Source organism: Natronobiforma cellulositropha (assembly GCF_025629245.1).
In the GTDB taxonomy this organism is placed as follows: domain Archaea; phylum Halobacteriota; class Halobacteria; order Halobacteriales; family Natrialbaceae; genus Natronobiforma; species Natronobiforma cellulositropha.
The window spans coordinates 25,015-46,316 of sequence record NZ_JANZXN010000004.1 but is presented as its reverse complement, the minus strand read 5'-3'; the positions used below and the strand labels follow the sequence as shown (position 1 = coordinate 46,316).

21 protein-coding genes are annotated in these 21,302 nt (G+C 64.7%); 8 read left to right on the top strand and 13 right to left on the bottom strand.

Going from position 1 to position 21,302, the window contains the following annotated elements; translation table 11 throughout:
• From N0B15_RS00935 to N0B15_RS00915, 5 genes are read left to right on the top strand one after another with little or no spacing between them, the layout of a single operon-like run.
• On the top strand, positions 1 to 564 hold the full coding sequence (locus tag N0B15_RS00935; protein WP_263005123.1) for a DUF7287 family protein: 564 nt from the start codon (positions 1 to 3) through the stop codon (positions 562 to 564).
• 3 nt (positions 565 to 567) lie between these two features.
• Complete coding sequence (locus tag N0B15_RS00930; RefSeq protein ID WP_263005122.1) at positions 568 to 1,248, top strand: DUF7288 family protein; 681 nt, start codon at positions 568 to 570, stop codon at positions 1,246 to 1,248.
• Positions 1,242 to 2,153 (top strand): DUF7261 family protein, encoded by a 912-nt coding sequence (locus N0B15_RS00925; protein WP_263005121.1) that lies wholly within the window; start codon positions 1,242 to 1,244, stop codon positions 2,151 to 2,153. The genes N0B15_RS00930 and N0B15_RS00925 overlap by 7 nt, the downstream gene beginning before the upstream one ends.
• Positions 2,150 to 2,635, top strand: a complete 486-nt coding sequence (locus N0B15_RS00920) for a DUF7266 family protein (RefSeq protein ID WP_263005120.1) — start codon at positions 2,150 to 2,152, stop codon at positions 2,633 to 2,635. The genes N0B15_RS00925 and N0B15_RS00920 overlap by 4 nt, the downstream gene beginning before the upstream one ends.
• Positions 2,635 to 3,405, top strand: a complete 771-nt coding sequence (locus N0B15_RS00915; protein WP_263005119.1) for a DUF7289 family protein — start codon at positions 2,635 to 2,637, stop codon at positions 3,403 to 3,405. Before N0B15_RS00920 ends, N0B15_RS00915 begins: the two co-directional genes overlap by 1 nt.
• A gap of 20 nt (positions 3,406 to 3,425) precedes the next feature.
• On the opposite strand, the gene N0B15_RS00910 is transcribed toward N0B15_RS00915, so the two are convergent.
• Positions 3,426 to 4,724 carry a hypothetical protein gene (locus N0B15_RS00910; RefSeq protein WP_263005118.1) on the bottom strand — a complete coding sequence of 433 codons (1,299 nt, stop codon included), beginning with the start codon at positions 4,722 to 4,724 and terminating at the stop codon, positions 3,426 to 3,428.
• Between the two features lie 216 nt (positions 4,725 to 4,940).
• Between N0B15_RS00910 and N0B15_RS00905 the strand changes: the two genes are divergently transcribed.
• On the top strand, positions 4,941 to 7,424 hold the full coding sequence (locus tag N0B15_RS00905) for a methyl-accepting chemotaxis protein (protein WP_263005117.1): 2,484 nt from the start codon (positions 4,941 to 4,943) through the stop codon (positions 7,422 to 7,424).
• Between the two features lie 59 nt (positions 7,425 to 7,483).
• Here N0B15_RS00905 and N0B15_RS00900 read toward each other — a convergent pair whose 3' ends face one another.
• From N0B15_RS00900 to N0B15_RS00845, 12 genes are all read right to left on the bottom strand, one after another.
• Positions 7,484 to 8,332 (bottom strand): CheR family methyltransferase, encoded by an 849-nt coding sequence (locus tag N0B15_RS00900; protein WP_263005116.1) that lies wholly within the window; start codon positions 8,330 to 8,332, stop codon positions 7,484 to 7,486.
• Entirely contained in the window at positions 8,329 to 8,844 is a 516-nt protein-coding gene (locus N0B15_RS00895) for a chemotaxis protein CheD (protein ID WP_263005115.1), read from the bottom strand. The genes N0B15_RS00900 and N0B15_RS00895 overlap by 4 nt, the downstream gene beginning before the upstream one ends.
• Positions 8,841 to 10,088, bottom strand: coding sequence for a chemotaxis protein CheC (locus N0B15_RS00890; RefSeq protein ID WP_263005114.1), 1,248 nt, complete (start codon positions 10,086 to 10,088; stop codon positions 8,841 to 8,843). The genes N0B15_RS00895 and N0B15_RS00890 overlap by 4 nt, the downstream gene beginning before the upstream one ends.
• Positions 10,085 to 10,690, bottom strand: coding sequence for a chemotaxis protein CheC (locus tag N0B15_RS00885; RefSeq protein WP_263005113.1), 606 nt, complete (start codon positions 10,688 to 10,690; stop codon positions 10,085 to 10,087). Before N0B15_RS00885 ends, N0B15_RS00890 begins: the two co-directional genes overlap by 4 nt.
• 82 nt (positions 10,691 to 10,772) lie before the next feature.
• Positions 10,773 to 14,003, bottom strand: a complete 3,231-nt coding sequence (locus N0B15_RS00880; RefSeq protein ID WP_263005112.1) for an ATP-binding protein — start codon at positions 14,001 to 14,003, stop codon at positions 10,773 to 10,775.
• Complete coding sequence (gene cheB / locus N0B15_RS00875) at positions 13,996 to 15,207, bottom strand: chemotaxis-specific protein-glutamate methyltransferase CheB (protein WP_263005111.1); 1,212 nt, start codon at positions 15,205 to 15,207, stop codon at positions 13,996 to 13,998. The genes N0B15_RS00880 and cheB overlap by 8 nt, the downstream gene beginning before the upstream one ends.
• Positions 15,204 to 15,569 (bottom strand): chemotaxis protein CheY, encoded by a 366-nt coding sequence (gene cheY, locus N0B15_RS00870; protein WP_263005110.1) that lies wholly within the window; start codon positions 15,567 to 15,569, stop codon positions 15,204 to 15,206. The genes cheB and cheY overlap by 4 nt, the downstream gene beginning before the upstream one ends.
• A 107-nt stretch (positions 15,570 to 15,676) precedes the next feature.
• Positions 15,677 to 16,435, bottom strand: a complete 759-nt coding sequence (locus N0B15_RS00865) for a chemotaxis protein CheW (RefSeq protein WP_263005109.1) — start codon at positions 16,433 to 16,435, stop codon at positions 15,677 to 15,679.
• 126 nt (positions 16,436 to 16,561) lie between these two features.
• On the bottom strand, positions 16,562 to 17,314 hold the full coding sequence (locus N0B15_RS00860) for a DUF5803 family protein (RefSeq protein ID WP_263005107.1): 753 nt from the start codon (positions 17,312 to 17,314) through the stop codon (positions 16,562 to 16,564).
• A 1-nt stretch (position 17,315) separates the two neighbouring features.
• Complete coding sequence (locus N0B15_RS00855; RefSeq protein WP_263005106.1) at positions 17,316 to 17,984, bottom strand: DUF2110 family protein; 669 nt, start codon at positions 17,982 to 17,984, stop codon at positions 17,316 to 17,318.
• Complete coding sequence (locus N0B15_RS00850; protein WP_263005105.1) at positions 17,984 to 18,508, bottom strand: transcription factor; 525 nt, start codon at positions 18,506 to 18,508, stop codon at positions 17,984 to 17,986. The genes N0B15_RS00855 and N0B15_RS00850 overlap by 1 nt, the downstream gene beginning before the upstream one ends.
• 102 nt (positions 18,509 to 18,610) lie before the next feature.
• Positions 18,611 to 19,093: a hypothetical protein gene (locus N0B15_RS00845; RefSeq protein ID WP_263005103.1), complete on the bottom strand. Its 483-nt coding sequence runs from the start codon at positions 19,091 to 19,093 to the stop codon at positions 18,611 to 18,613.
• 147 nt (positions 19,094 to 19,240) lie between these two features.
• Here N0B15_RS00845 and N0B15_RS00840 point away from each other — a divergent pair, with 147 nt between their 5' ends.
• Positions 19,241 to 19,813, top strand: coding sequence for a DUF7342 family protein (locus tag N0B15_RS00840; RefSeq protein WP_263005101.1), 573 nt, complete (start codon positions 19,241 to 19,243; stop codon positions 19,811 to 19,813).
• A gap of 220 nt (positions 19,814 to 20,033) precedes the next feature.
• Positions 20,034 to 21,254 (top strand): RNA-guided endonuclease InsQ/TnpB family protein, encoded by a 1,221-nt coding sequence (locus N0B15_RS00835; protein ID WP_263005100.1) that lies wholly within the window; start codon positions 20,034 to 20,036, stop codon positions 21,252 to 21,254.
• The last annotated feature ends 48 nt before the right edge of the window (positions 21,255 to 21,302 follow it).

Here is a 21,302-nt window from a genome sequence, read left to right as displayed (position 1 = left end):
ATGACGCGCGAACGCCCTCGCAAACGGACGGTTTCGATCTCGCTTCGCGGGCGCGGGCAGACGACGCAGGACTTCGTCGTCGGCATCGGCGTCTTCTTACTCGCCATCGCGTTCGTCTTCTCGTACGTCCCCTCGCTCATCACGCCGTACGCCTCGGCTTACGGCGGCGGGGAGTCCGCACAGGCCGATCGCATCGCGGCAACGCTCGTCGACGACCTCGCGGAGAACCCGGCGCGGCCCAACCACGTCAACGGCAGCGCGCTGGTCGACCTCACCGAAAACGACAGCTTCGACCTCGCCGGGGACCTCGGTCTCCGGGCGACTGACTCGGTCGCGGTCGACCGGCTGAACGTCTCACTCGAGCGGGTCAACCAGTCGCTCTCACGCGACGACCGGCGAATCGTCGCCGGCGGCGATCCCTACACCGGACAGGACGCGGCCAGTTCGGCACGCATCGTCACCGTCGATATGCGCGATGTCGACGGGAGCGACCTCTCGCTCGATGGAGAACCGATCCACGACGTCTGTGAGCCATCGTGTCGACTCGTGGTACGGGTGTGGTAACAGATGCAACGACCTGACTCCAACCGAAAACCGAACCGATCGACCGGCTACGACGGCCACGAGCGCGCTCAGGCGTACACGCTCGAGGGATTCGTCGGCGCGATCATCGTCCTGACGGCGGTCCTCTTCGCCATCCAATCGATCGTCATCACGCCGACGACCGGCGGTGCCGTCGACCGGACGGTCCAGGCACAGCTTCAACAGGAGGTCTCTGACGCGCTCGTCGTCGCCGAGAACGACGGCCAGCTGTCGCACCTGATCCGCTACTGGAGTGCAGATGGCGGTCTCGACGGCGACGGCGGCTACCACAATGCGACCGTCCCGCCGACCCAGCGGGGGAACTACACCTCCGGTCAGTTCGCAGACGAGGCGGCGATGGCGACGGCCTTCGGGACGCTCCTCGACGAACGCTTCGAGGAGAGCGGGCGAAACTACAACGTCGAACTCGTCTACCGGACCGACGACGGGGACGACTCGAGTTCGTTCTACCTCGTCTACCAGGGCCGGCCGAGTCCGAACGCCTTCACCGGCAGCCAGACGGTCGCTCTCTACGACGGCCAGCAGCTGACCGCTCCCGACGACGACCGGACGCTCGCCGACGCCGAGGGGGAGTACCCGATCCCGAACGTCGATGACGATCGCGACCTCTACAACCTCGTCGAAGTGCGGGTGATCGTATGGTGAGCGTCCCCTCGCTCGCGCCGGCCAGGCCCGACGCGACCCGCCGCGAGCGCGCCCAGCTCGTCCTCATCGCGGCTATCGCGGTCGCCTTCATCATCCTCGGGGTCGTGGTCGTCCTCAACAGCGTCCTCTACACCCAGACCATCTCCTCGAGCACCTCCATCGAACAGACGGGCGACGCCCACCAGACCGAACTCGAACTCGAGCGTAACCTGCGCGGTCTGGTCCAGGAGACCAACCGCAACGGCGGCGACGTCGACGCAGAGGTCGCGGCCTTCCTCGAGTTGTACGAACGCTCGAGCGGGGAGTCCCGACCGGTGGCGATCAGTGCCGAGATGGTCGACGAGGAGCCCGGAGTGCTCTTCCAAGAGGAACCTTCGAGTCCGCTGAACGACGAGGGAGAGGTATTCGATAGCACTTTACCACGAGAATTTGGACAGCTGTTAGTAACGATCGACCTCGACCAGTCTGATTCAAACGGTCGACTGGAACTGAACCTCAGCGACGACACGACGGTCTGGTTCACTCGGGTTTCGGCTAGCGACACCGTTACCGTCGAGGTGGTCGGTGGTCCGCAGTGTGAAATCACTCCTCAGTCGAGTGAGTCGGTAACGATCGACGTATTGCGAGGGGAAGCGAACGGCGAGTACGATTCGAGCGACTGTCTGGACGTTGCTTCAGCCGTTCAGGGATCGTACGATTCCCTCCAGTTCGAGGACCCGGCGATCTCAATTGGTGATCTCTACGGATCGTACGAAGTAGTCGTCGCAGGCGGTGAGCCTGGTATTATTCCGTCACACGACGGTCGAGAGGTCGCCTGGGCACTCGAGCTCGAGTACACCTCCGACTCGAGTGACCTCTCCTACGAGCGCTCCCTGCCGATCGAGGTCTACGGTGATCGGCCATGATGCGCTCGCGATTCGGTCGCGACGACCGGGCGGTCTCGATCGCCGTCACGCACGTGCTCACGATCGCGATCACGGCGGTGTTGATCACGGGGCTGATGATCGGCGCGGGGACGCTCATCGACGGCGAGAAAGAACGCGGTGCCGAGAGTTCGCTGACGACGATCGGTGAGCGCCTCTCGGGTGAACTCTCGAGTGTCGACCGCCTCTCGGATGGCTCTGACGACGTAGTTCTCCGGGTGAGCCACCCGCGGTCGGTGTCGGGGTCGGGCTACTCGATCGATGTCGGTGACGACGACGACTGCACCTCACCGCTGGTGAACCAGTCTGAGCACTGTCTGCTCCTCGAGTCGAGTGGTGAGGATGTCGAGGTTCAGGTGCCGGTGGCAGTCGATGCCGACCTCGACACCGACGCGAGCGCCCGTGGCGGGCCGATCACGTTCCGCTCTGACGGTTCCGAGATCACCATGGAGAGTGGTCACTGATGGCGCGACGTGACTCCGATAGCGCGCCGCGGACGCTTCGGGTAGGTCCCTCGAGCGGGCGGACGGACCGCGGGGTCAGCGAGGTGATCGCGTTCATCCTCGTCTTCGCGATCATCATCGGCTCCGTCGGCATCCTCTATACGGTTGGCTTCCAGTCGATGGGAGACTACCAGGAGGGTGAACAGCTCCGAAACGCCGAGCGCGCGATGAGCGCCCTCTCTGAGAACTTCAACGACGTCGTCCGCCACGGCGCGATCGAAGAGCGCTCGGGCGAACTCGCCCTCCGTGACGGCCGTGTCGCCGTAGACGAGAACGGGACGACGCTCGAGATCTCGGTCAACGGGTCGCTCGAGCACACGGTCGAAACCGGCTCGATCACCTACCAGCGTGGCTCGAGCGTCATCGCGATGGAGGCGGGCGGCGTCTTCCGTGGTGTCGACGGCGAGCCGACCCAGAGCGCCGTCATCGAGCGCCCCCACCTCGTCTGTTCACCCGACCGGGAGACGGCGCTGATCTCCGTTCTCGAGATCGACAGCGAGGCCGAAGCGCGCTCGATCGCCGGGGCGGGCGGCGTCGAACTCTCCGTCGTACAGACCGACGTGCAGACGGCACGCTACACGGATGCCGGTGAGGTCAATATCACCGTCTCTGATTCGGCGTTCGAGACCGGCTGGGAGGCGCACGTCCTCGAGCGAAACGGCTGGGAGGACGGTGTGTGTGAGGTCGATACGGTGACGGTTCGGATCGTGACCGTCGATGTCGAACTCTGAGGGGGCCGGCCGGTGGCCGGTCAGTCGGGCCAGTCGCCGGTGAACATCGCGCGCAGGCCAGCGCGTTCGACCAGCGCCTCGAGTCGCGCGCGGTGCTGGGCTGGTGTGCCGCCGGTCTCGAGGATGGTTCCGTTCTCGAGGGTGGCGGGCTCGTCCATCGGCGTGCCGTCGGCGCGGACCGCTTCGGTGTGTAAGACGGTGTGGCCGTCCTCAGGTGCCCAGGGGAGACGGACTCCGCTGAGGCCGCGCTCGAAGAGGTACTCGGTGGCAGAGACCAGCGCCCCCGCCGAGGTCGCGTGGCCGACCGCGCCGATCGAGCCCCGCTCGTTGAAGAATCTGACGACGTACTCTCCGTCGCCGTCTTTGCCACCCTCGCCCGAGCTATCGCCGTCTTTGCCACCCTCGCCCGAGCTATCGCGGACGCTCGAGTCCGTGCTGGCCGTCTCCCCCTCGCCAGTTCCCCTTCCTGGCGCTCGGCCGTCCTCGCTCGCCGTCTCACTCGTCCGTGCTCGAGTATCCGACTCGCTGGTGGCCACCGAGGACGTGGGCTCGCTCGAGTCGGCTCGCGCCGGTGTCGTGGGCTCGCTCGAGTCGGCTCGCGCCGGTGTCGTGGCCTCTCGAGTTGGCCCGTCCGTCTCGGCGGGGGCCGTCTCGAAGCGTTCGCGCTCGCGCTGGCCGTCGCCTCCGAAGGTATCGAGCACCTCGTCGAGAAAGCGCCGACTCGCCCGCTCGAGTTCGCCCCGGTAGGCGGTTCCCGTCCGCACCGTGAGCGTCTCGGTGATCGTCGCTTCGATAGCGGCTCGCTCGACGGCGAGGCGGCGGCGGGCGAGCGCGCGCGAGTGGTGGCCGAGTCGCCGTTCGAGGTGGGGCCGTGAGACGAACTCGAGGTTCGAGGTGGCCTCCTCGAGCGACTCGAGCGAGGTGGTAAAGCGGTCGGTGCCGTCGGCACCGGCGAGCAGTCGGATCGTCCGTCCGTCGGTGTAGATCGCCCGGTCGACGCCGGTGGCTGCCATCGCCGCGCTGAGGCGGCGTTCGCGCCCGTCCTCGAGCCCGGTGTCGAAGGCCTCGACGGCGACGAACAGCGCCGGGATGCCCTCGACCGAAAAGCGGTACTCGAGGCGGTGCTCTCTCTCGCTCTCGCTGTCGCGGCCGGGGAGCGGTCCGTCGCGGACGCACGCGGTGGTGTCGGTCTCCCACCCGAGCGTCGTGAGCAACGGTTCGACGAGCCAGCGTTGCGTCTCCGCCCGCGTCCGTGGTGGGGCGGCGTCGACGAGCGCCCGCGCACGGTCACAGAACGCGGTGACGCCTGTGGGAGTCATCGTCAGCCACCTACTCGCGGCGGTGACATGTATCGATCGGTGCTGGCCGACGGTCCACCGAATCGAAGTGTTCTCAACAGTGATAACTGCAGGTGAGGTTTTATTGTCGGCGGTGAGTGTGTCTGAGGTATGTTAGGCCCGGTTCGTCGAGTGATACCAAAATTTATCCGACAACGCTACGCGTTGAAATTCACGCTGGCGTTGCTCGTTCTCGGTTTGTCTGCCATTGCGATCACGTTCGTCGCCCTCGAGCACCAGGGGGTGTCGTACACCTACGGCATCTACGCCCTGTGGGGGACGCTCCTGATCGTCGCGCTCGTCGGCGGCCTGCTCGCGAGAAACACCTCCCGGTCACTCCGTGACCTCTCTGAGCAGACGGCGCGACTCGAGGAGGGTGACTTCGACGGACCGATCGAGACCGGCCGCGTCGACGGAGTCGGCACGCTCTACGACCGCGTCGATGCGATGCGCGAGAGCGTCGGTACGCAACTCGAGCGTGCGACTGATGCGCGGACGGAGGCAGAACGCGCCCGCGCTGACGCCGTCCGCGAGACCGAGACCGTCGCAGAGACCGTCGAGGACTACCGCCGCGTCGTCCGGGCCTGCGCCGACGGCGACTTCACCGTGCGGATGGACCCGGCGACGGACGACGAGGCGCTCGTCGGTTTCGCCGAGGAGTTCAACGAGATGCTCGCGGAAATCGAAGAGACGACCGAGCAACTCACCGTGTTCTCGAACGAAGTCGGGACCGCCTCGAGGGAGGTGACCGCGAGCGCCGAGGAGGCGCAGGACACCTCCGCGTCGGTCGCCGAGTCGGTCCGTGACATCTCGGCGGAGGCCGACCGCCAGCACGCGAACCTCGAGTCGGTGAACTACGAGATGAACGGTCTCTCGACGACCATCGAAGAGATCGCAGCCTCCTCGAACGAGGTCGCAGACATCGCCGAACAGACCGCAGACGCCGGCAAGCGCGGGCGTGATGCGGCACAGGACGCGATCGACGGCATGTCGGAGGTCGAAGCCGACTCCGAGACTGCGGTCGCAGAAATCGCTCGTCTCGAAGCCGAGATGCAACAGATCGACGAACTGACCGAGTTCATTACCGAGATCGCAGAGCAGACCAACATGCTCGCGTTGAACGCCAACATCGAGGCTGCGCGCTCTGGCACCTCGGGCGAGGGCTTCTCGGTCGTCGCCGGGGAGGTCAAGGAACTCTCCGAAGAGACCAAACAGGCTGCCGAAGACATCGAGGCCCGCCTCGAGCAGATCAAAGCCCAGACCGAGCGGACGGCGACCGAGGTGCAGACGACCTCGGCACGGGTCTCCGAACACACGGACTCGGTCGAGCGTGCCGTCGAGGCACTCGACGAGATTGCAGCCTACGCGGAACGGACCAACAGCGGGGTACAGGACATCTCCGCAGCCAGCGAAGAGCAGGCGGCCTCGACCGAAGAGGTCGTCTCGATGGTCGACGAGGCGGCGACGATCGCAGAACGGACCAGCACGGAGAGTCGCGCCGTCGCGGCCGCCGCCGAGGAGGGGACCGCCTCGCTGCTCGAGGTCTCCCGGAGTGCGAACGACCTCTCGAGACAGGCGACGTCGCTCTCCGAGGCACTCGAGCGCTTCGAGACCGACGCCGACGTCGATACGCACTTCGCCTTCGAGGACGACACCGACGACCGGGACGTCCTCACGTTCGAGTCGACGCCGGAGGAGACGAGCGACACCGACATCGACACTGACACGGGTGCCGACTTCGCGTTCGGGACCGACATCGAAGAGACGGCCACGGAGTCGGCGCCGTCGTTCGACTTCGACCTCGAGGCGGACGACGACGTGACCGACGCGTGGGAGGAGTCCTCGGTGACGGACGAGGAGGAGACAGGTACGGTCGAGGACTCCGATCTCGAGACGGCCGATACCGAGGACGACACTGCCGCGGACGCTTCCAGTGTTGAGGAGACGACCACCGAGCACGCTGCCGTCCCGCTGGACGACGAGACGGAATCGGACGCAGGCGACGAGGAGCCGACCGCACAGGGATCGACCGACGTGAGTCTGGCGAGCGACTCGCCGTCTCTCGACGATTCCGCGACGGAGGCAGAGCCTGCACCCGCGGCCGACGACGTCGACGCCGAAGCCGACCCGGCGGCTGCTGTAGACACCGAAGCCGACCCGGCTGACGACGCCGACCCGGCGGAAACCACGCCCGATGACGGTGTCGACCTCGAGACACCCACCGATCTGGAGGACGGGACCGACCTCGCGCCGCCGATCTCGGACGAGCCGTCCGACGACGACCCGTCAGCGGAGACCGAGACGGACGCTGGCGCACCGCCGGACGAACCGATCGCTCTCGGTGGGATCGACGAGGACGTCGACGCGGCCGCACTCGAGGAGGCCCTCGAAGACGAGACCGACGCCTGGGAGGACGAGGCGGTCGACGAGGGTATCGACTCGTTCCTCGAGGAGACTGCCTGGGACCTCGAAGGCGTCGACGAACCGGTCGACGACCCAGCAGACGAGTCCGGAGACGCAGCGGACGCGTCGCTGGAGGACGAAGCGTTAGCCGACGAGGAGTTCGACGAGGCGTTCGACCAGGCGTTCGATAAGATCGAGTTCGAAATCCCTCCCGAGGAGACCGACGACGAGATCGAAGAGGTCGAGGACGTCTTCACCTTCGGCGACGACCAGAACTGACGCGTTTCGAGCGATCGCCACGGCTCACTGGTGGCTCTAACACAGCTACTCTGTTGTCGCTACCCTCGCTGGTAAATCCGTAGCCGTCCATCGAGGACGGTGAACGAAGACTCGAGCATCGGGGGAATCGTCTCGGCCTTGCCGATGACGAGGTAGCCGTCGTCGCGCAACGAGTCGGCGATGGTCTCGAGGATCGGCTTCTTGTACTCGTTGTCGATGTAGATGAAGAGGTTGCGACAGATGACGAGATCGAACCCGGATTTGGCGTCGTCGTTGATCAGGTCGTGGCGGTCGAAGGTGACGTTTCGTTTGATCGCGTCGCTGACGAGGTAGCCGCCGTCTTCCTGTGGTTCGACGTACCGTTCGTACTCGCGTAAGTACTCGAGTTGTTCGCCCAGGTCGATCGTCCGTGACCCCTGGTAGTAGCCGTTGCGTGCGGTCTCGAGGGCGTCGGCGCTGATGTCGGTGGCGATGACGTGGACGCTCGATTCGTCGATTTCGGGGTCGTCGTGGGCGACCATCGCGAGCGAGTAGGGTTCACGTCCGTCCGCACAGGCGGCGCTCCAGACGTGGATGCGGTCGTTGGTCTCGGAGAGCGTCCGCAGGAGGTCACGGATACCGTCCCAGACGTCGGGGTTACGGAAGAAGCCGGTGACGTTGATGCTCATCGAGTCGAGGAGCGCGGCTTGCTCTTCGGGGTCCGACTGTAGCCGCTCGAGGTAGGCGTCGTAGTCCTCGAGTCGGGTACGGCGCATCCGTGAGGTGATGCGTCGGTCGAGGTAGCTGTCGTTGTAGTGGCTGGTCGCGAACGAGAGTTCGCGTTCGATGTACTCGAGAAGTGTGGTGAAGGTGTCGTCTTCGCTCGTCGCTGACGGCCGGTTTCGGCCGCGGTCACGGCTCGTGGTCACAGCTCTGTTACTCCGGCGTCGGTGTTGGCCTTTTTGATCGTGAGCGTTCCGGTTCCTGGTGTGAACTCGACGGTTCGCCCTTCGGTGCCGCCGACGTCTTCGGCGACGATGGGGACGCCGAGTTTCTCGAGTTCTCGTTTTGCGGCTTCGGTGTTGCGTTTGCCGACGCCGTCGCCGAAGCTCTCGAACTCGAACATGTCGCTGCCGCCGGTGATCTTCGCTTCGACGGAGGTGTAACTCGCGCCACGTTCGACCATGCGCCGTAAGAGTGCGCGAATCGCCGTGTCGGCGTACTTTCCGGGTTTCGCGTCGCTGTTTTCGATCTCGTCGCCGTTGGGCAACATGATGTGTGCGAGTCCGCCGATCTCCGTATCCGGGTCGTAGAGTGCGATGGCGAGACACGACCCCAGTCCGTAGGACTTGAGCGTGTCGTCACCTTCGGTGACGACCAGTTCGGAGATACCGACTTGGACCGGGTCTGGAATGCCCGGTTCTGTGCCGTACGTCTTCATGTGTTCTCTATCTCGCCGAACTCTGCGGTGGTCGGCGTCTCGTCGATCTTGTCGACGTCGAGGTCGTTCAGTGCCCGCTCGAGGTCCGATTCGTCGGGAATCGCGTAGATTTCACAGTCGAACTCCCGTCCGTCGGCGACGACGACCGTGTCGAAGACGAACGCGAAGTCCTGGCTCTCGCCGAGTTGGATGATGACGGGATCGATCGCCGCCGAGCCGATGTCGTGGATGAACTCGGGCGTCGAGTGGTCGATCGTCGTATCGAGGACGTTCGCCCAGCCGTCGAGAAAGCCACTGGCCATGATGTTTCCGAGCTCCATGATGGCGCTCTTTCCCATCTCGCCGAACTCGTCGTCACCGTCGTCGGGACTCATCGGTACCATGGCGTCGATGATCTCGTGGGCCGAGGCCTCGTCGAAGAGGAACACCAGGTAGCCACTCGGCGTGCCGTCGAACTCGAAGGCGACGCCGACGAGCGTCTCGTTCGACACCGCCTCGGGAATCGCCTCGAGCGAGACGAAGTTGAGGCGGCGAATCTCGACGGAGGTGTCGATGCCGGTGAGCGTCGTGGCGGTTTTGGCCACCTCCTCTGCGCCCTGTTCTGCCATCCGGTCGAAGCCGTCGAGTTTGTCGTACTCGATGCCTTCGTTCGTCCGGAGCTGTTCGAGAAGCTGGGCCATCGACTCGCGTCGGGGAAAGAGGTAGTGGCTGAAGCCGATGTCCATCTCGGTGCCGATGGCGCTGATGTTGCTGTGAAAGAGCAACGCGAGGTCGTCGTCGTCCGGTGCCTCGTCGATGTCACCGAAGAACGCGTCGACGGTCGTCCCTTCGATGAACTCCGGCGTCGAGACGTCGATGACCGTCTCTAAGACGTCGGCCCAGCCGTCGACGAAGCCGTTGTTCATGATGTTGCCGACCTCGGTCGCGGCCGAGCGGTTCATCTCGTCGAACTCGTCGGTCTCGGCGTCGTTGATGAGCGTCTCGACGATTCGGAGGGCGCTCTCCCGGTCGAAGACGACGACCGAGTGGCCGTCGAGACCGCCGCTGAGTTCGACGCGGACGCCGACCCGGTCGGTGCCGTCACCGAAGTCACGACGGATCTCGGTGCCGCGCATGAAGTTGAGTTTGGTTATCCCAACCTGGGTTTCGACACCGGTCATGCGGGTCAGCCGACCTGCGGCCAGTCCCGCGCCCTCGCGGGCCATTCGATAGAACGTTCCGAGTGCGTTGACGTCGAGTCTCATGCGGGGTGTACTTCGATGCCGTTGACCATCTCGACGAACTCCTGGAGGTCCGGGAACGCGTAGATCTCGGCTTGAATCTGATAGCTCGGGACGTTCAGACTCGAGTCGAAGAACAACGCGAGGTCGTCGCCGCCGAGACCGGCAGTACGGACGACGATGTCGCCCGCGGGCGCGTAGACGAGTTGGGGGGCGGCGATATCGATCGCCCGTCCCAGTACGTCGGCCCAGCCGTCGATGAAGCCGCTGGCCATCATGTTCCCCATCTCCTCGACGGCGCTCCGGGCCATCTTCCCGGAGACGTTCGACATGTCGTCGACGACGTCTCTGAGCATGAGCGCGGTGATCTTCTTCGCACTCGCTTCGGGGAAGAGAATGAGGATGTGGCCGTGTGGCGGATCGAGCAGTCGCACCCGGACGCCGACGCGCTTTCCGGGCTCGAGCTGTGACTTGATGTCGTCGACGTCGATGAAGTTGGTCTTCGTCACCTCCATCTGTGCGTCCTCACCGGTGAGCTTGCTCATGTTCTCGGCGACGCCGTTCGTGCCGACTTTGGCCATCTCGTTGATGAAACTCAGCTTCCTAATGTCTACCATCAGCGTCATCGCGCTCGCCTCCGTGTGCTGACGGCGTCAGAGTGGTCGTTCGGCTGGTCGCGCTCGCGTACGTGTTCGTTGTTGATCGTGTTCATAGTGTATTCACATCCAGAATGTTGACTACCTCTCCGCGTCCTCTGACGGTCGCTCCGCTGAGACCGGGGACGTTGCTCATGAAGCCTTCGAACGGCTTGATGACGACCTCCTGTTGGCCTCGAACCTCGTTGCAGTGTAGCCCGACCGGTCGGATCTCGTCGCGAATGCGCACGACCATCCCGTCGCCGTTCGGACTCGGACCCGGTGTCTCTAAGGCCGCTGCGAGGTCGATGACGGGAACGTCTTCTCTCTCGTCGTTCACGTCGAGTTCTTCGTCGTCCGCATCGGATTCCTCGTCGTCCGTCTCGTCCGCAGTGGAGACGAGTACGGCGCGTCCGTCGACGGTTTCGACGCGGTGGGCGTCTTCGATGTCGTGGACGACTTTCGTCGGAATACCGAACTCCTCGCCGCCGCACTCGACGAACAGGACGTTTGCGATGGCGACCGTCACGGGGAGGCGCATCGTCACCGTCGTCCCGCCGTCGGGTGTGCTCTCGACGGTGACCGTCCCGTCGAGTTCGTCGACCGTCCGTTTGACGACGTCCATGCCGACACCGCGGCCGCTGACGTCGGTCACCTCCGTCGCCGTCGACAGTCCCGGGTGGAAGACCAACTCGAGTGCTTCGTCGTCGTCGAGTTCGGCCACCTCGTTCTCCGTGAGGATGTCGGCCTCGACGGCGGCCGACCGGAGCTGTTCCGGGTCCAGTCCGCGGCCGTCGTCTTCGACTTCGATCGTCACCCGGTCGCGGTCCCGACTGGCCCGCAGTTCGACCGACCCCTCGCGGGGCTTCTCGAGCGCCTCGCGTTCGGCTGGCGACTCGATTCCGTGGTCGACTGCGTTCCGAACCAGGTGAACCAGCGGGTCGCCGATCCGGTCGAGGATACTGCGGTCGAGTTCGACGTCTTCGCCGACGAGTTCGAACGCAACCTCTTTCTCCTGGGTTCGAGCGATGTCGCGCACCACGCGCGGGAGTCGGTTGGCGACCGTCTGCAACGGCACGAGACGGACGTCCATCACCGTCTCCTGTAACTCGGAAGTGATGTCCTCGAGCCCGTCGAGTTCGGCGTCGATCGTCGAGAGGTCGTCGCCCTGTTCGATCGCGTGACGGAGGCGGACGCGGCTCGTGACGAGACCCTCGACGAGGTTGAGTAGCGTGTCGATCTGCTCGACGTCGACGCGCACCGACTGGATCCGGTCGGCCTGTTGCTCGGGTTCGTCACGCGCTGGCACCTCCGGAACCGTGATGTCCGGAATGACCAGTTCGTGTTCGCTCTCGAGACCGTCGTCCGACTCGTCGGTCTCCTCGTCGCTCGCTGCCGACTCCTCGTCGAAGCCTTCGAGTTCCTCGGACGCCGACGACTCCCACTCGAGGTCGGCCGCTGCAGCGATCGTCTCGTCGTCCTGGAAGTCGTACTCGTCGAACGCCTGATCGTCGAACTCGTCGTCTTCGTAGGCGAAGGTGTCCGCACCGTCGTCGAACCCGTCGTCACCAAACTCATCGTCGTCGAACTCGCCGTCACCAAACCCGTCGTCTTCGTAGGCGAAGGCGTCCGCGTCGTCGATCTCGAGTGAGTCGTCGAACGCCTCCTCGTCGACCGGGTCGGGCGCGAACGACGTCTCGTCGATGGCGACCTCGCCGAACTCGTCGTCTACCGCTGGGACCTCGTCGCTCGCCACCTCGTCGTCCGTTGGTGGTTCGTCCGGTTCGTCTCCGTCGCCGAAGTCGACACCGTCGAGCGCCGAGAGGTCCTCGAGCGCCTGCTCGTCGGCGGCCGCGTCGGCCACCTCGGCGTCCGCGTCCGCCGCCTCCGCCTCGTCGACGGCCAGCGCTTCGAACGCCTCGTCGCTGACGGTCTCGTCGGTCTCGAGCGGTTCGGCTGGTTCGTCGACATCGGTTTCCTCGACGGTGAGGTCGGTCTCCTCGCCGGCTGGCTCGTCGTCCGGCTGCCCGCCGTCGTGGTCGTCGGTCTCGAGGGCGGCGTCGCCTGTGTCCGCCTCGGAGACCACGTCGAGAAACGAGTTGTCGTTGACGTCGACGTCGTCACCGAGGAGTTCGTCCATGTCGACCTCGTCGTCGCTGTCGAACTCGTCGAACTCGAGTTCGTCGAGTTCGGCCTGCAACTCGTCGAAGCCGACCATCTCGACTTCGGCTTTCAGCTCCGCGAACACCGCGCTGGCGTCGTCGACGACATCGTCGTCGTCGCCTGCTGGTTCGTCACTCGAGACCGGCTCTTCGTCCGTCGTGACCTCGTCTACGGGCGCTTCCGACCCGGACATGTCGTCGTCGGTGCCCTCGAGTAAGTCGTGGAACGAACCCGCTTCACCCATGTCGTCGAACGCGCTGACGTCGCCGACTTCCTCGACCATCGCGTCGAGGTCGTCGAACTCCGTGAACTCGTCGAGCAGTTCCTCGACCGACAGCTCCTGGGCGTCGTCGCTCGAGAGCGTCTCTGATGCGCCGTCGTCGGGCGCGTCGTCGACAGCCTCCCGTTCGCGCTGGAGTCGTTCGACCCGGTCGGTGACGGTGACGATCTCGAACGCGTCGACGGCATCGACCGGTTCGAGCGCGGCCGCGATAGCCGTCTCGTCGACGGCACTGCCGAAGACGGCGTCGAACGTGTGTCCGTACGCGTCGTTGTCGATCGTCTCGCGCGACGGCACGGTCCCGAGGAGGTCGAACGCGTCGATCAGCGCGTCGACGACCAGTCGGCCGTTGTTCACACCCTCGGTCTCGTCGATCAGCAGGCGCACGAAGAACGTGTCGTGATCGTCGTCCGCCGGCGGTTCGAACCCCGCGAGCGTCGACTCGAGTTCGTCGTCGCTCGGTCTCGAGATGCCGGGAGTCTGGTCTGTCCCCTCGAGCGGCGCTCTGAGCGCTTCGATCGTCTCGCTCGGGTCCGTTCGGACCTCGCCGTGGGCTCCCGCCTCGTCGATCGCCCGCTCGAGGGCGTCGACGCCCTGGAAGATCGTGTCCATGAGCGCGGGTGTCACCTCGACTTCGTCCGAGCGGACGGCGTCGAGGAGGTCTTCGATCGCGTGTGCGAGGTCGCTCGCGCGCGTCAGGCCCATCGCGCCACAGTTTCCTTTGAGCGTGTGGGCACTCCGGAAGATCGACGTCAGCGCGTCGGTGTCCGTCGGCGAGCGCTCGAGCACCAGCAACGAGTTATTCAGCTCTGTGATGTGTTCTTCGCTCTCCTGAACGAAGTCTCTCCAGTAGTCATCCATTGGTCTCACCGTCCGTGTCAGTTCTGAAGGCGTCACAGATGCGCTCGACGAGATCGTCAGCGGCGACGACCTCGTCGACGCACCCGGTTTCGATCGCTTGTCGAGGGATGCCGAAGACGGGGGACGTCGCTTCGTCCTGGGCGATGGTTCGCCCGCCGGCGCGTTTGATCGCCGCAATTCCCTCAGCACCGTCTTTTCCCATCCCCGTCAGGACGACCCCGACGAGGGGGTCGCTGACGCGGCTGGCAGCCGTCTGCATCGTCACGTCGATCGATGGGCGGACGCCGTGTACCCGTTCTCGGCTGTCGTATCTGACCCGGAGCCAGCCGCCGACGTTGTTCGTGACCGCGAGGTGGACGCCACCGCGAGCGACCACGACCTCTCCAGCTCTCACCCGGTCACCGTCTCTGGCTTCGCGGACCTCGTAGGCGCTCGCTGCGTCCAGTCGGTCGGCGAAGCGCGCGGTGAACCCCTCGGGCATGTGCTGGACGACCACGACCTTCGCGCCGAGGTCGAGCGGCAAACACTCGAGGATACGTTCGATGAGTCGTGGGCCGCCGGTCGACGCACCGACGACGAGCGTCGGGTCGTCGCAGTAGGGTCCGTCGCCGTCGACTCGCGTCTCGGCGTCGTCCGTATCCGAGCGCACCTCGGTGGCACGCTCGCGGTCGCTGTGCCCTGTACGCTGTTCGTTCGCCGCGTCGGCCGGTGCCGCGGGCGTCGGTGCAGGTATCGGCTCCGATGGACTCGCTGTCGCTTCGCTCGCCGTCGACGGTGGCGCGCTCACAGAACGCGAGAGCGCGAGCGGCGACACGTCGGCGTCGACGATGTCACCGACGGTTTCGACGATCGCGTCGACGAGGTGCGCGAGATTTCGCGAGTCCGACCCGTCCGGTTTGTGTATGAAGTCGACGGCCCCCCGTTCCAGTGCCTCGAGCGTCGCGTCGGTCCCGCGCTCGGTGTAGGCACTGAGCATCACGACCGGCGTCGGATTCGTCGCCATGACGTGTTCGACCGCTTCGATACCGCTCATGCCGGGCATCTCGACGTCCATCGTCACTACGGCGGGCTCGAGTTCGGCGACGGCGTCGACGGCTTCTTCACCGCTGGCCACCGCCGCGACCTCGTAGCCCGCATCTGTGAGCGCGTTGTCGATGACTGTCCGCATGAACTGCGAGTCTTCGACAACGAGTACCTGAGTCATACCGCGGCGACGACGTCTGCCAGAGCCTTCCGTACGCTGGGTTCTTCGAACGGCTTCGTCACGTAGCCGTCGGCCCCAGCTTTCACGGCGAGTTTCATCTTCTCTCGTTGCCCGACACTCGTACACATGATGACGCGCGACTGCGGATCGAGCTTCTTGATCGCTGCAGTCGCCTTGATACCGTTACACTTCGGCATCACGATGTCCATCATGACGATGTCCGGATTCTGTTCCTTGTATAACTTCACGGCCTCGGCACCGTTCGACGCCTCTCCAACGATGCGGTACTCTTGTTCGAGAATCTGTCGTAAGAGATTCCGCATAAAATGTGAGTCGTCTACGATGAGCACCCCTGTCGACATTCAGTTGTACACCACAGTTCGATAGAGATACCAATACCATAAATGCTGTCTCTCGATTATCAGACGTGATAAACGTCGAAAAAGAACCACTCAGCCCCTCTCTGCGCTCACTCGACGTGACCCGACGCGAGGAGCAACCGTTCGACGTCGACCAGCGGCGTCGTCTCGACGGTTGGCTCGGGAGCCTCCTCCTCGTCCTCGGTTTCGTCGGCTTCCACCTCGTCTTCGTCCTCGAAGACGTCGAACTCCTCGCTGCTCGTTCGTTGTCTCGCCGCAGTCAACGGCGACGGCCCAGCGGGTCCTTCCGCACCCGGCAGGTCGGCCAGCAACGAGTCGGGGGCCCGCAGCCGCTCGCGTTCGTCACTCCCGTCGTCGGGCTCGCGCTCGTACGTCTCTTTCTCGACGAGACCGACGACTAGCGGGTGCTCGAGCGGGCCAGCATCGTCGCCGTCCGTCTCCTCGAGCACGTTCGTCACGGGGATGGTCTCGACGCCGAGGACGTCGTCGACGCGGATCGCCGCCGGCTGCTGGTCGCTCGGCCGGTCCAGTACGAGCAGTCGCTGGTTCGTCGGAGCCGCCGCCGTGACGGGGAAGTGAATCCGCGGCTCGATGACGACCGTGATCTCCCCGCGGATGTCGACGACGCCCTCGATGGCGTCGGGCGCTCTCGGCACGCGCGTGATCTCTACCGGCGGCCGCGTGATCGACTTGACGTCGTCGACCGACAGCGCCAGCCGCTGGTCGCCGATCAGCACGAAGACGAACCGCTCGAGTTCCTCTTCGTCCGTCTCGTTGCCCCCTGCAGTCCCGCCGCTGGGGTCGTCGGTGTCGATTCCGAGAAGTTTCTTCGGGAGATCCGGAGACATAGGTCCTGTTCGTGTATTACAGCCCACCAATAAAACATTGACTCCCAACCGTACCCCGCCGACGCGCCCCCTCGACACCCCCGCGAACCGCCCGGGTCGGTACCCCGCGTCGGCGTCGACGGTGTGTCAGGGAAACGGTGGCGAGCCGCCATCGCCGTCGTCCTCGAGGTCGACGTCGAGACCCATCTCCTCTCGGCGCGCCTGGAGTTGCTTCACCTGCCGGTAGTAGTAGCCGAGCAGCGAGCCACCGATCACGACCGCGAGCGCGACGAACCCGGCGAACAACAGCAGGTCGCGCTCGAGGAAGAACCTGATCGAGATGGTGCTGCTCAGGTCGTCCCAGCGCAACACCTCGCGATCGTCGACGACCTCGCGGTCGTATCCACGCGGCGTGACGCTCCCGAAGAGGAAGTTGTCGCTCCGGTGGCCTTCGGGGAGCGTCACCTCGTACGAGCCCGAGACGAACGCCGGGAGGTGGAACGTCTTGCTACCCGCGTTGCTGGTGTAGGCGAACGTCCCGTTGCCCTCCGGGAGGCGTACCTCCGTACTCGAGCGCCCCTGGTCGATGTCGAGTTCGGAGCCGGTGACCATCGTCCCGTTCGGGTACCAGTAGCGCACCGCCTCGATGTCGATCGCCACCTCGCGATAGATCTCAGAGCGCGACATCGAGAACGAGTCGGTGTCGTTCAGGTCGTACACTGCGCGAAACTCCCCATCCTCGACGTCGATCACGGCGTCCGCCTCACGGTCGAGCAGGTCGTCGTACTCCTGTTCCCGGTCGAGCGTCTCGTCCGAGATGCCGCCGAAGATGCCTGCACACCCGGCGGTGATGGCGACCAGCGCAACCAGCACCGTCGCGAGGAGGAGGCGGCGATTCATACTAGGGGACGACACACCGCAGCTCGGACGGCAGGTAGGAGCCGACGCTCGCGAGCAGCCCCGGCGGGTCCGTGTCTTCGGTGCAGATGACGCTCTGCTCGAGCAAGCCGAGTCGCTCGATCGTCACCACGTCACGGGCGTGGCCGGCACGGTTGAGCGTCGAGCGCACCTCCGCGCGCGTCGCACTGTTGACGTTCAGGCGGCCGTCGCCGCGTCGCCAGTCGTAGAGGCGGTCGCGCTCGTCGTCGGCCAGCCGCGACGCCCCCTCCTCGTAGACGAAGCGCATCGGGAGGTGCTGGACCAGCCCGAAGCGCTCGCGAATCTGGGCGGGCGTCCCGGGACCGAGTCCGAGTTCCTCGCTCGGAATTCGCACCGCCTGGCCCGCGTCCAGGACGAACCCCTCCTCGTCCCAGGACTCGAGCGTGCCGACGTAGGTCTCTCCCTCACGGAGGTCGGGGACGACCTCGCCCCACTCCTCGCGGAGGACGTTCCGGGCGACGACGGCGTCCTCGCCCTCGATAGTGACCGAGGGGAAGTCGTCGTGGCGGATCCCCACCTCGTACTCGACCTCGAGGTCGCCGAGGTCGTTGCCGACGAGCGAGCGCAGCGAGTCGAGTGCGCGTTTCCGAGCCGAACCGCTGACGTACAGTTTGGTTGCGAGGACGACCATTATGCGCCCGCGTCGAGGTTGAGTTCGTCCTCGAGTGCTGCCAGTCGGTCTTCCATCGCGTAGACGAGCATGTCGTTGTCCATCGACTCCATCGGCGAGCCACACTCGGGGCACTCGAAGCCGAAGTCCATCGCTTCGCCGAACTCGAAGCGGATCGAACAGATCTCACAGAGGTAGAACTCGTGGTTGCGCTCGTACTCCTGGCGGCGCTCGAGCGCCTCGTGGAGGCGGTACATCTCGCTCTCTAGGTTCTCCGGGATGTTCTCGTACTCGAACGTCCAGAGGTAGGTCAGCCAGCCAGAATCCTCGTCTCTGAGCCGTCGGTAGGTCGCCAGGTCGTTCTCGTAGAGAATAAACAGCGACCGGCGGACGTCGTTGAGTTCGAGGTCGAGGGAGTCGGCGAGTTCCTCGTCCGTCACTTCGCCGTCGGGCGGGGCCGCCGCGACCGGCATCCCCTTCGGTCCGACCAGCTCGTGTAAGTACTTCTGTATTACCGGGTCCTCGAGCAGGTCCTCAAAAGCCATTACCCCTCCCTAATCGCATACAGCCATTAAGTCTTTTGAGCCAGCGGCGGACGCGGGACGGGGATCGGCGTGTGACTCGAGTTCGGCCGCCTCCTGTACCCGCTATCTTCTTTCCGCTCCGGTCCCTTTCGCTGGCGCACCCGGCGTACCGGCAACCCGCTCGCCGCGCTGGTTGTAGAGCGCGACGTCCGACTCCTCGCCGAACTCGAGTGTGTCCTCGAGGCTCGCCCCGACTCGATACCGCGGTGAGGCGAGGTCCAGTCGCGACGGCGGGCGATCGTCGAGATACACCCGCAGTTCGGATGCGCTGTGAAACACGAGGTCCATCTTTCGCCCCAGCGTGTAGCGTATCCTCCCGTCGAACTCGAGTGTCGCTCCGCTTAGCCAGAGGCGCTCGCTCGTCGTCGGTTGGACGAGTACGTGTTCGTCGCCGTCGGCGACGACCTCGAGCGTGAGTTCTCCTGCACCCGGCCACCGCCCCGTTTCGGGTGTCGAATTCGCCGACTCGCCCCGGCGGAGGACCTCCACACCCTCTGTACACCCCGCGAGTGCGCCCGCAACCGGGAGGGCTACGCCACTCAGCACCGCTCGTCTGCTCACCATCGGTGTTCCGCTCGCGTGTTCGCCAGCAGCATCTATCTATCCACGGGGGCGTATTCTCCGTCAGAACACACTCGGACGGAATATTCAGCATCACGAAGATTTATTCCGCTCCACCTCGAGAACACCGGTATGGACGAACCGCCCGTCGAGTTGAGAGCCGACGCCGCCGAACGGACAGCGGTTCCGGAGTTCGATACACTGGTGGCACCTGCGGACCTCGTCCGCGGTGACCGAACCCGAGACGACTTCTTCGACGCGGCTCTCGGACTCGAGAGTCCGGCGACGACGAGCGAAGTGGCCGAACTCGCCGGACACGGTGTCGATGCTGCTCGCGAGTACCTCGAGTGGTTCGAACGGATCGGGATCGTGATCCAGCGGACGGACTCACCAGCCACCTACGAACGCAACCAGGCGTATCTGGACTGGCGACGCGTCCAGACGCTTCGGAGAGAGTACACACAGGAGGCACTTCTCGACCTGCTGGAGACGGACGCCGAGCGTGCGGCGGCCCTGCGTGCGGAGTTCGACGCTCCTGCTCCGGATGCGGTCTCGCTGACGGCGTACTCGGCGGAGACCGGCCACTCCATCGAGGAGACCTGGGACCGCCTCTCGACGTGGAGGACGGTTCGCCGCCGGATAGCGCTTCTCGAGCGAGCGCTCACCGAGTCCGGTGACGGGGCTGGCCTGTACTCGGCTGTATGACCGGCAGCGACGACGAGTCACCTAAATTGCGAGGCGGAGGCCCCTTCCTCAAGCGCGAGCGAAGTCGTTCGAAAGACGCGTGCGTCTTTCGTGATGACGAGACGCCTTTGGCGTCTCGAACCACGAACGGAGTAGGGAGGGAAGGAGCCGACAATTCCGCAACAATCCACGTTCTTCGGCAGCCCCACCCCCATATATTTAAGTAACACCGCCGAGTTATGTGAAACGTCGTACCGCCGTAATCAAGCTCGACGTGGCTCAGGACGCCGATTCGTCCCTCCGCGAGACGGTCGAGCAATTCAAACACTGTGCGAACACCGCGAGCGAATGGTGTTGGCATGGTGACGACGGATACCACGTTACCTCGAAGGCCAAAGCCGAACGTGCCTTGTACGACCAACTGCGGGACGAAACCGACCTTACCGCGAACCTCGTTCAGAAAGGAGTCCGCCGAGCGGTCGAAGCCGTCAAGAGCGGTGTCGCACGACTGAAGCGCGGTGAACGAACGTCGCAGCCCTACTTCTCCGCCGATAGCGCGGTCTACGACAAGCGAAGCGCGACGTTCTCCCGTGACCACGTTTCGCTTTCGACCGTCAACGGGCGCGTTGAGTGCGCCTACATCCTTCCCGACGACCCTGAGCGCCATCCACGGACGTACCTCGAAGACGAGGACTACGAGTTCCGCATGGCGACCCTACAGCGTCGAGACGGCGAGTGGTTCCTTCATGCGTCGATGCGGAAGGTCGAAGCCGGCGATCCCGAACCCGACACCGAGCACAGAACAGTCCTCGGTGTGGACCTGGGGGTGAACAACATTGCCGTCTCGTCCACCGGCACGTTTTGGTCCGCCGATGAGTTCAACCATTGGCGTCGGGAGTACGAGAAGCGCCGTGGCTCGCTTCAACAGACCGGGACGCGAGCAGCCCACGAAGCTATCGAAGGCGTTGGTCGGAAGGAATACGGACGCTTCGAGATATACCTTCATGGCGTGGCGAACGAACTCATCGAGGAAGCCGTCGAATACGGCTGTTCGCACATCGTCTTCGAGGACCTAACGCATATCCGCGAGAACATCCCGCAAGCAACGTGGCAACACGTGTGGGCGTTCCGTCGGTTGTTCCAATACGTCGAGTACAAGGCGGCAGAGTATGGCGTCGAAGCCGTGCAAGTCCCGCCGAACCACACGTCCCAACGCTGTTCGACGTGTGGCTGTACTCATGAGGACAACCGTGACGGCGAGCAGTTCGAGTGCCTGAAATGCGGGTACCAGAACCACGCGGATTACAACGCGGCGAAGAACATCGGTTTCCGGTATCTCCGTCGGAGGCAAAACGCAGCCGACGGAGGCGCACCCGTAGACGTTGCGCTGAATCGCGGGACGCTGAACGTGAGTGGGGAGTACGTCCCCCCTGCTACCACGGACGGTGTTTGCAAGACGTAGTCTTGCACAGCACATCAGATCCGAAGGATCTGAGGATGCCATAGAACG

What these genes read in the sequence shown, in the direction of transcription:
- N0B15_RS00915 (WP_263005119.1), top strand. Translation starts at nt 2,635, where the DNA reads ATGGCGCGACGTGACTCCGATAGCGCGCCGCGGACGCTTCGGGTAGGT.
- N0B15_RS00920 (WP_263005120.1), top strand. Translation starts at nt 2,150, where the DNA reads ATGATGCGCTCGCGATTCGGTCGCGACGACCGGGCGGTCTCGATCGCC.
- N0B15_RS00910 (WP_263005118.1), bottom strand. Translation starts at nt 4,724, where the DNA reads ATGACTCCCACAGGCGTCACCGCGTTCTGTGACCGTGCGCGGGCGCTC.
- N0B15_RS00860 (WP_263005107.1), bottom strand. Translation starts at nt 17,314, where the DNA reads ATGAATCGCCGCCTCCTCCTCGCGACGGTGCTGGTTGCGCTGGTCGCC.
- N0B15_RS00890 (WP_263005114.1), bottom strand. Translation starts at nt 10,088, where the DNA reads ATGAGACTCGACGTCAACGCACTCGGAACGTTCTATCGAATGGCCCGC.
- N0B15_RS00880 (WP_263005112.1), bottom strand. Translation starts at nt 14,003, where the DNA reads ATGGATGACTACTGGAGAGACTTCGTTCAGGAGAGCGAAGAACACATC.
- N0B15_RS00850 (WP_263005105.1), bottom strand. Translation starts at nt 18,508, where the DNA reads ATGGCTTTTGAGGACCTGCTCGAGGACCCGGTAATACAGAAGTACTTA.
- N0B15_RS00935 (WP_263005123.1), top strand. Translation starts at nt 1, where the DNA reads ATGACGCGCGAACGCCCTCGCAAACGGACGGTTTCGATCTCGCTTCGC.
- N0B15_RS00855 (WP_263005106.1), bottom strand. Translation starts at nt 17,984, where the DNA reads ATGGTCGTCCTCGCAACCAAACTGTACGTCAGCGGTTCGGCTCGGAAA.
- N0B15_RS00930 (WP_263005122.1), top strand. Translation starts at nt 568, where the DNA reads ATGCAACGACCTGACTCCAACCGAAAACCGAACCGATCGACCGGCTAC.
- N0B15_RS00865 (WP_263005109.1), bottom strand. Translation starts at nt 16,435, where the DNA reads ATGTCTCCGGATCTCCCGAAGAAACTTCTCGGAATCGACACCGACGAC.
- N0B15_RS00925 (WP_263005121.1), top strand. Translation starts at nt 1,242, where the DNA reads ATGGTGAGCGTCCCCTCGCTCGCGCCGGCCAGGCCCGACGCGACCCGC.
- cheY (WP_263005110.1), bottom strand. Translation starts at nt 15,569, where the DNA reads ATGTCGACAGGGGTGCTCATCGTAGACGACTCACATTTTATGCGGAAT.
- N0B15_RS00885 (WP_263005113.1), bottom strand. Translation starts at nt 10,690, where the DNA reads ATGACGCTGATGGTAGACATTAGGAAGCTGAGTTTCATCAACGAGATG.
- N0B15_RS00840 (WP_263005101.1), top strand. Translation starts at nt 19,241, where the DNA reads ATGGACGAACCGCCCGTCGAGTTGAGAGCCGACGCCGCCGAACGGACA.
- cheB (WP_263005111.1), bottom strand. Translation starts at nt 15,207, where the DNA reads ATGACTCAGGTACTCGTTGTCGAAGACTCGCAGTTCATGCGGACAGTC.
- N0B15_RS00895 (WP_263005115.1), bottom strand. Translation starts at nt 8,844, where the DNA reads ATGAAGACGTACGGCACAGAACCGGGCATTCCAGACCCGGTCCAAGTC.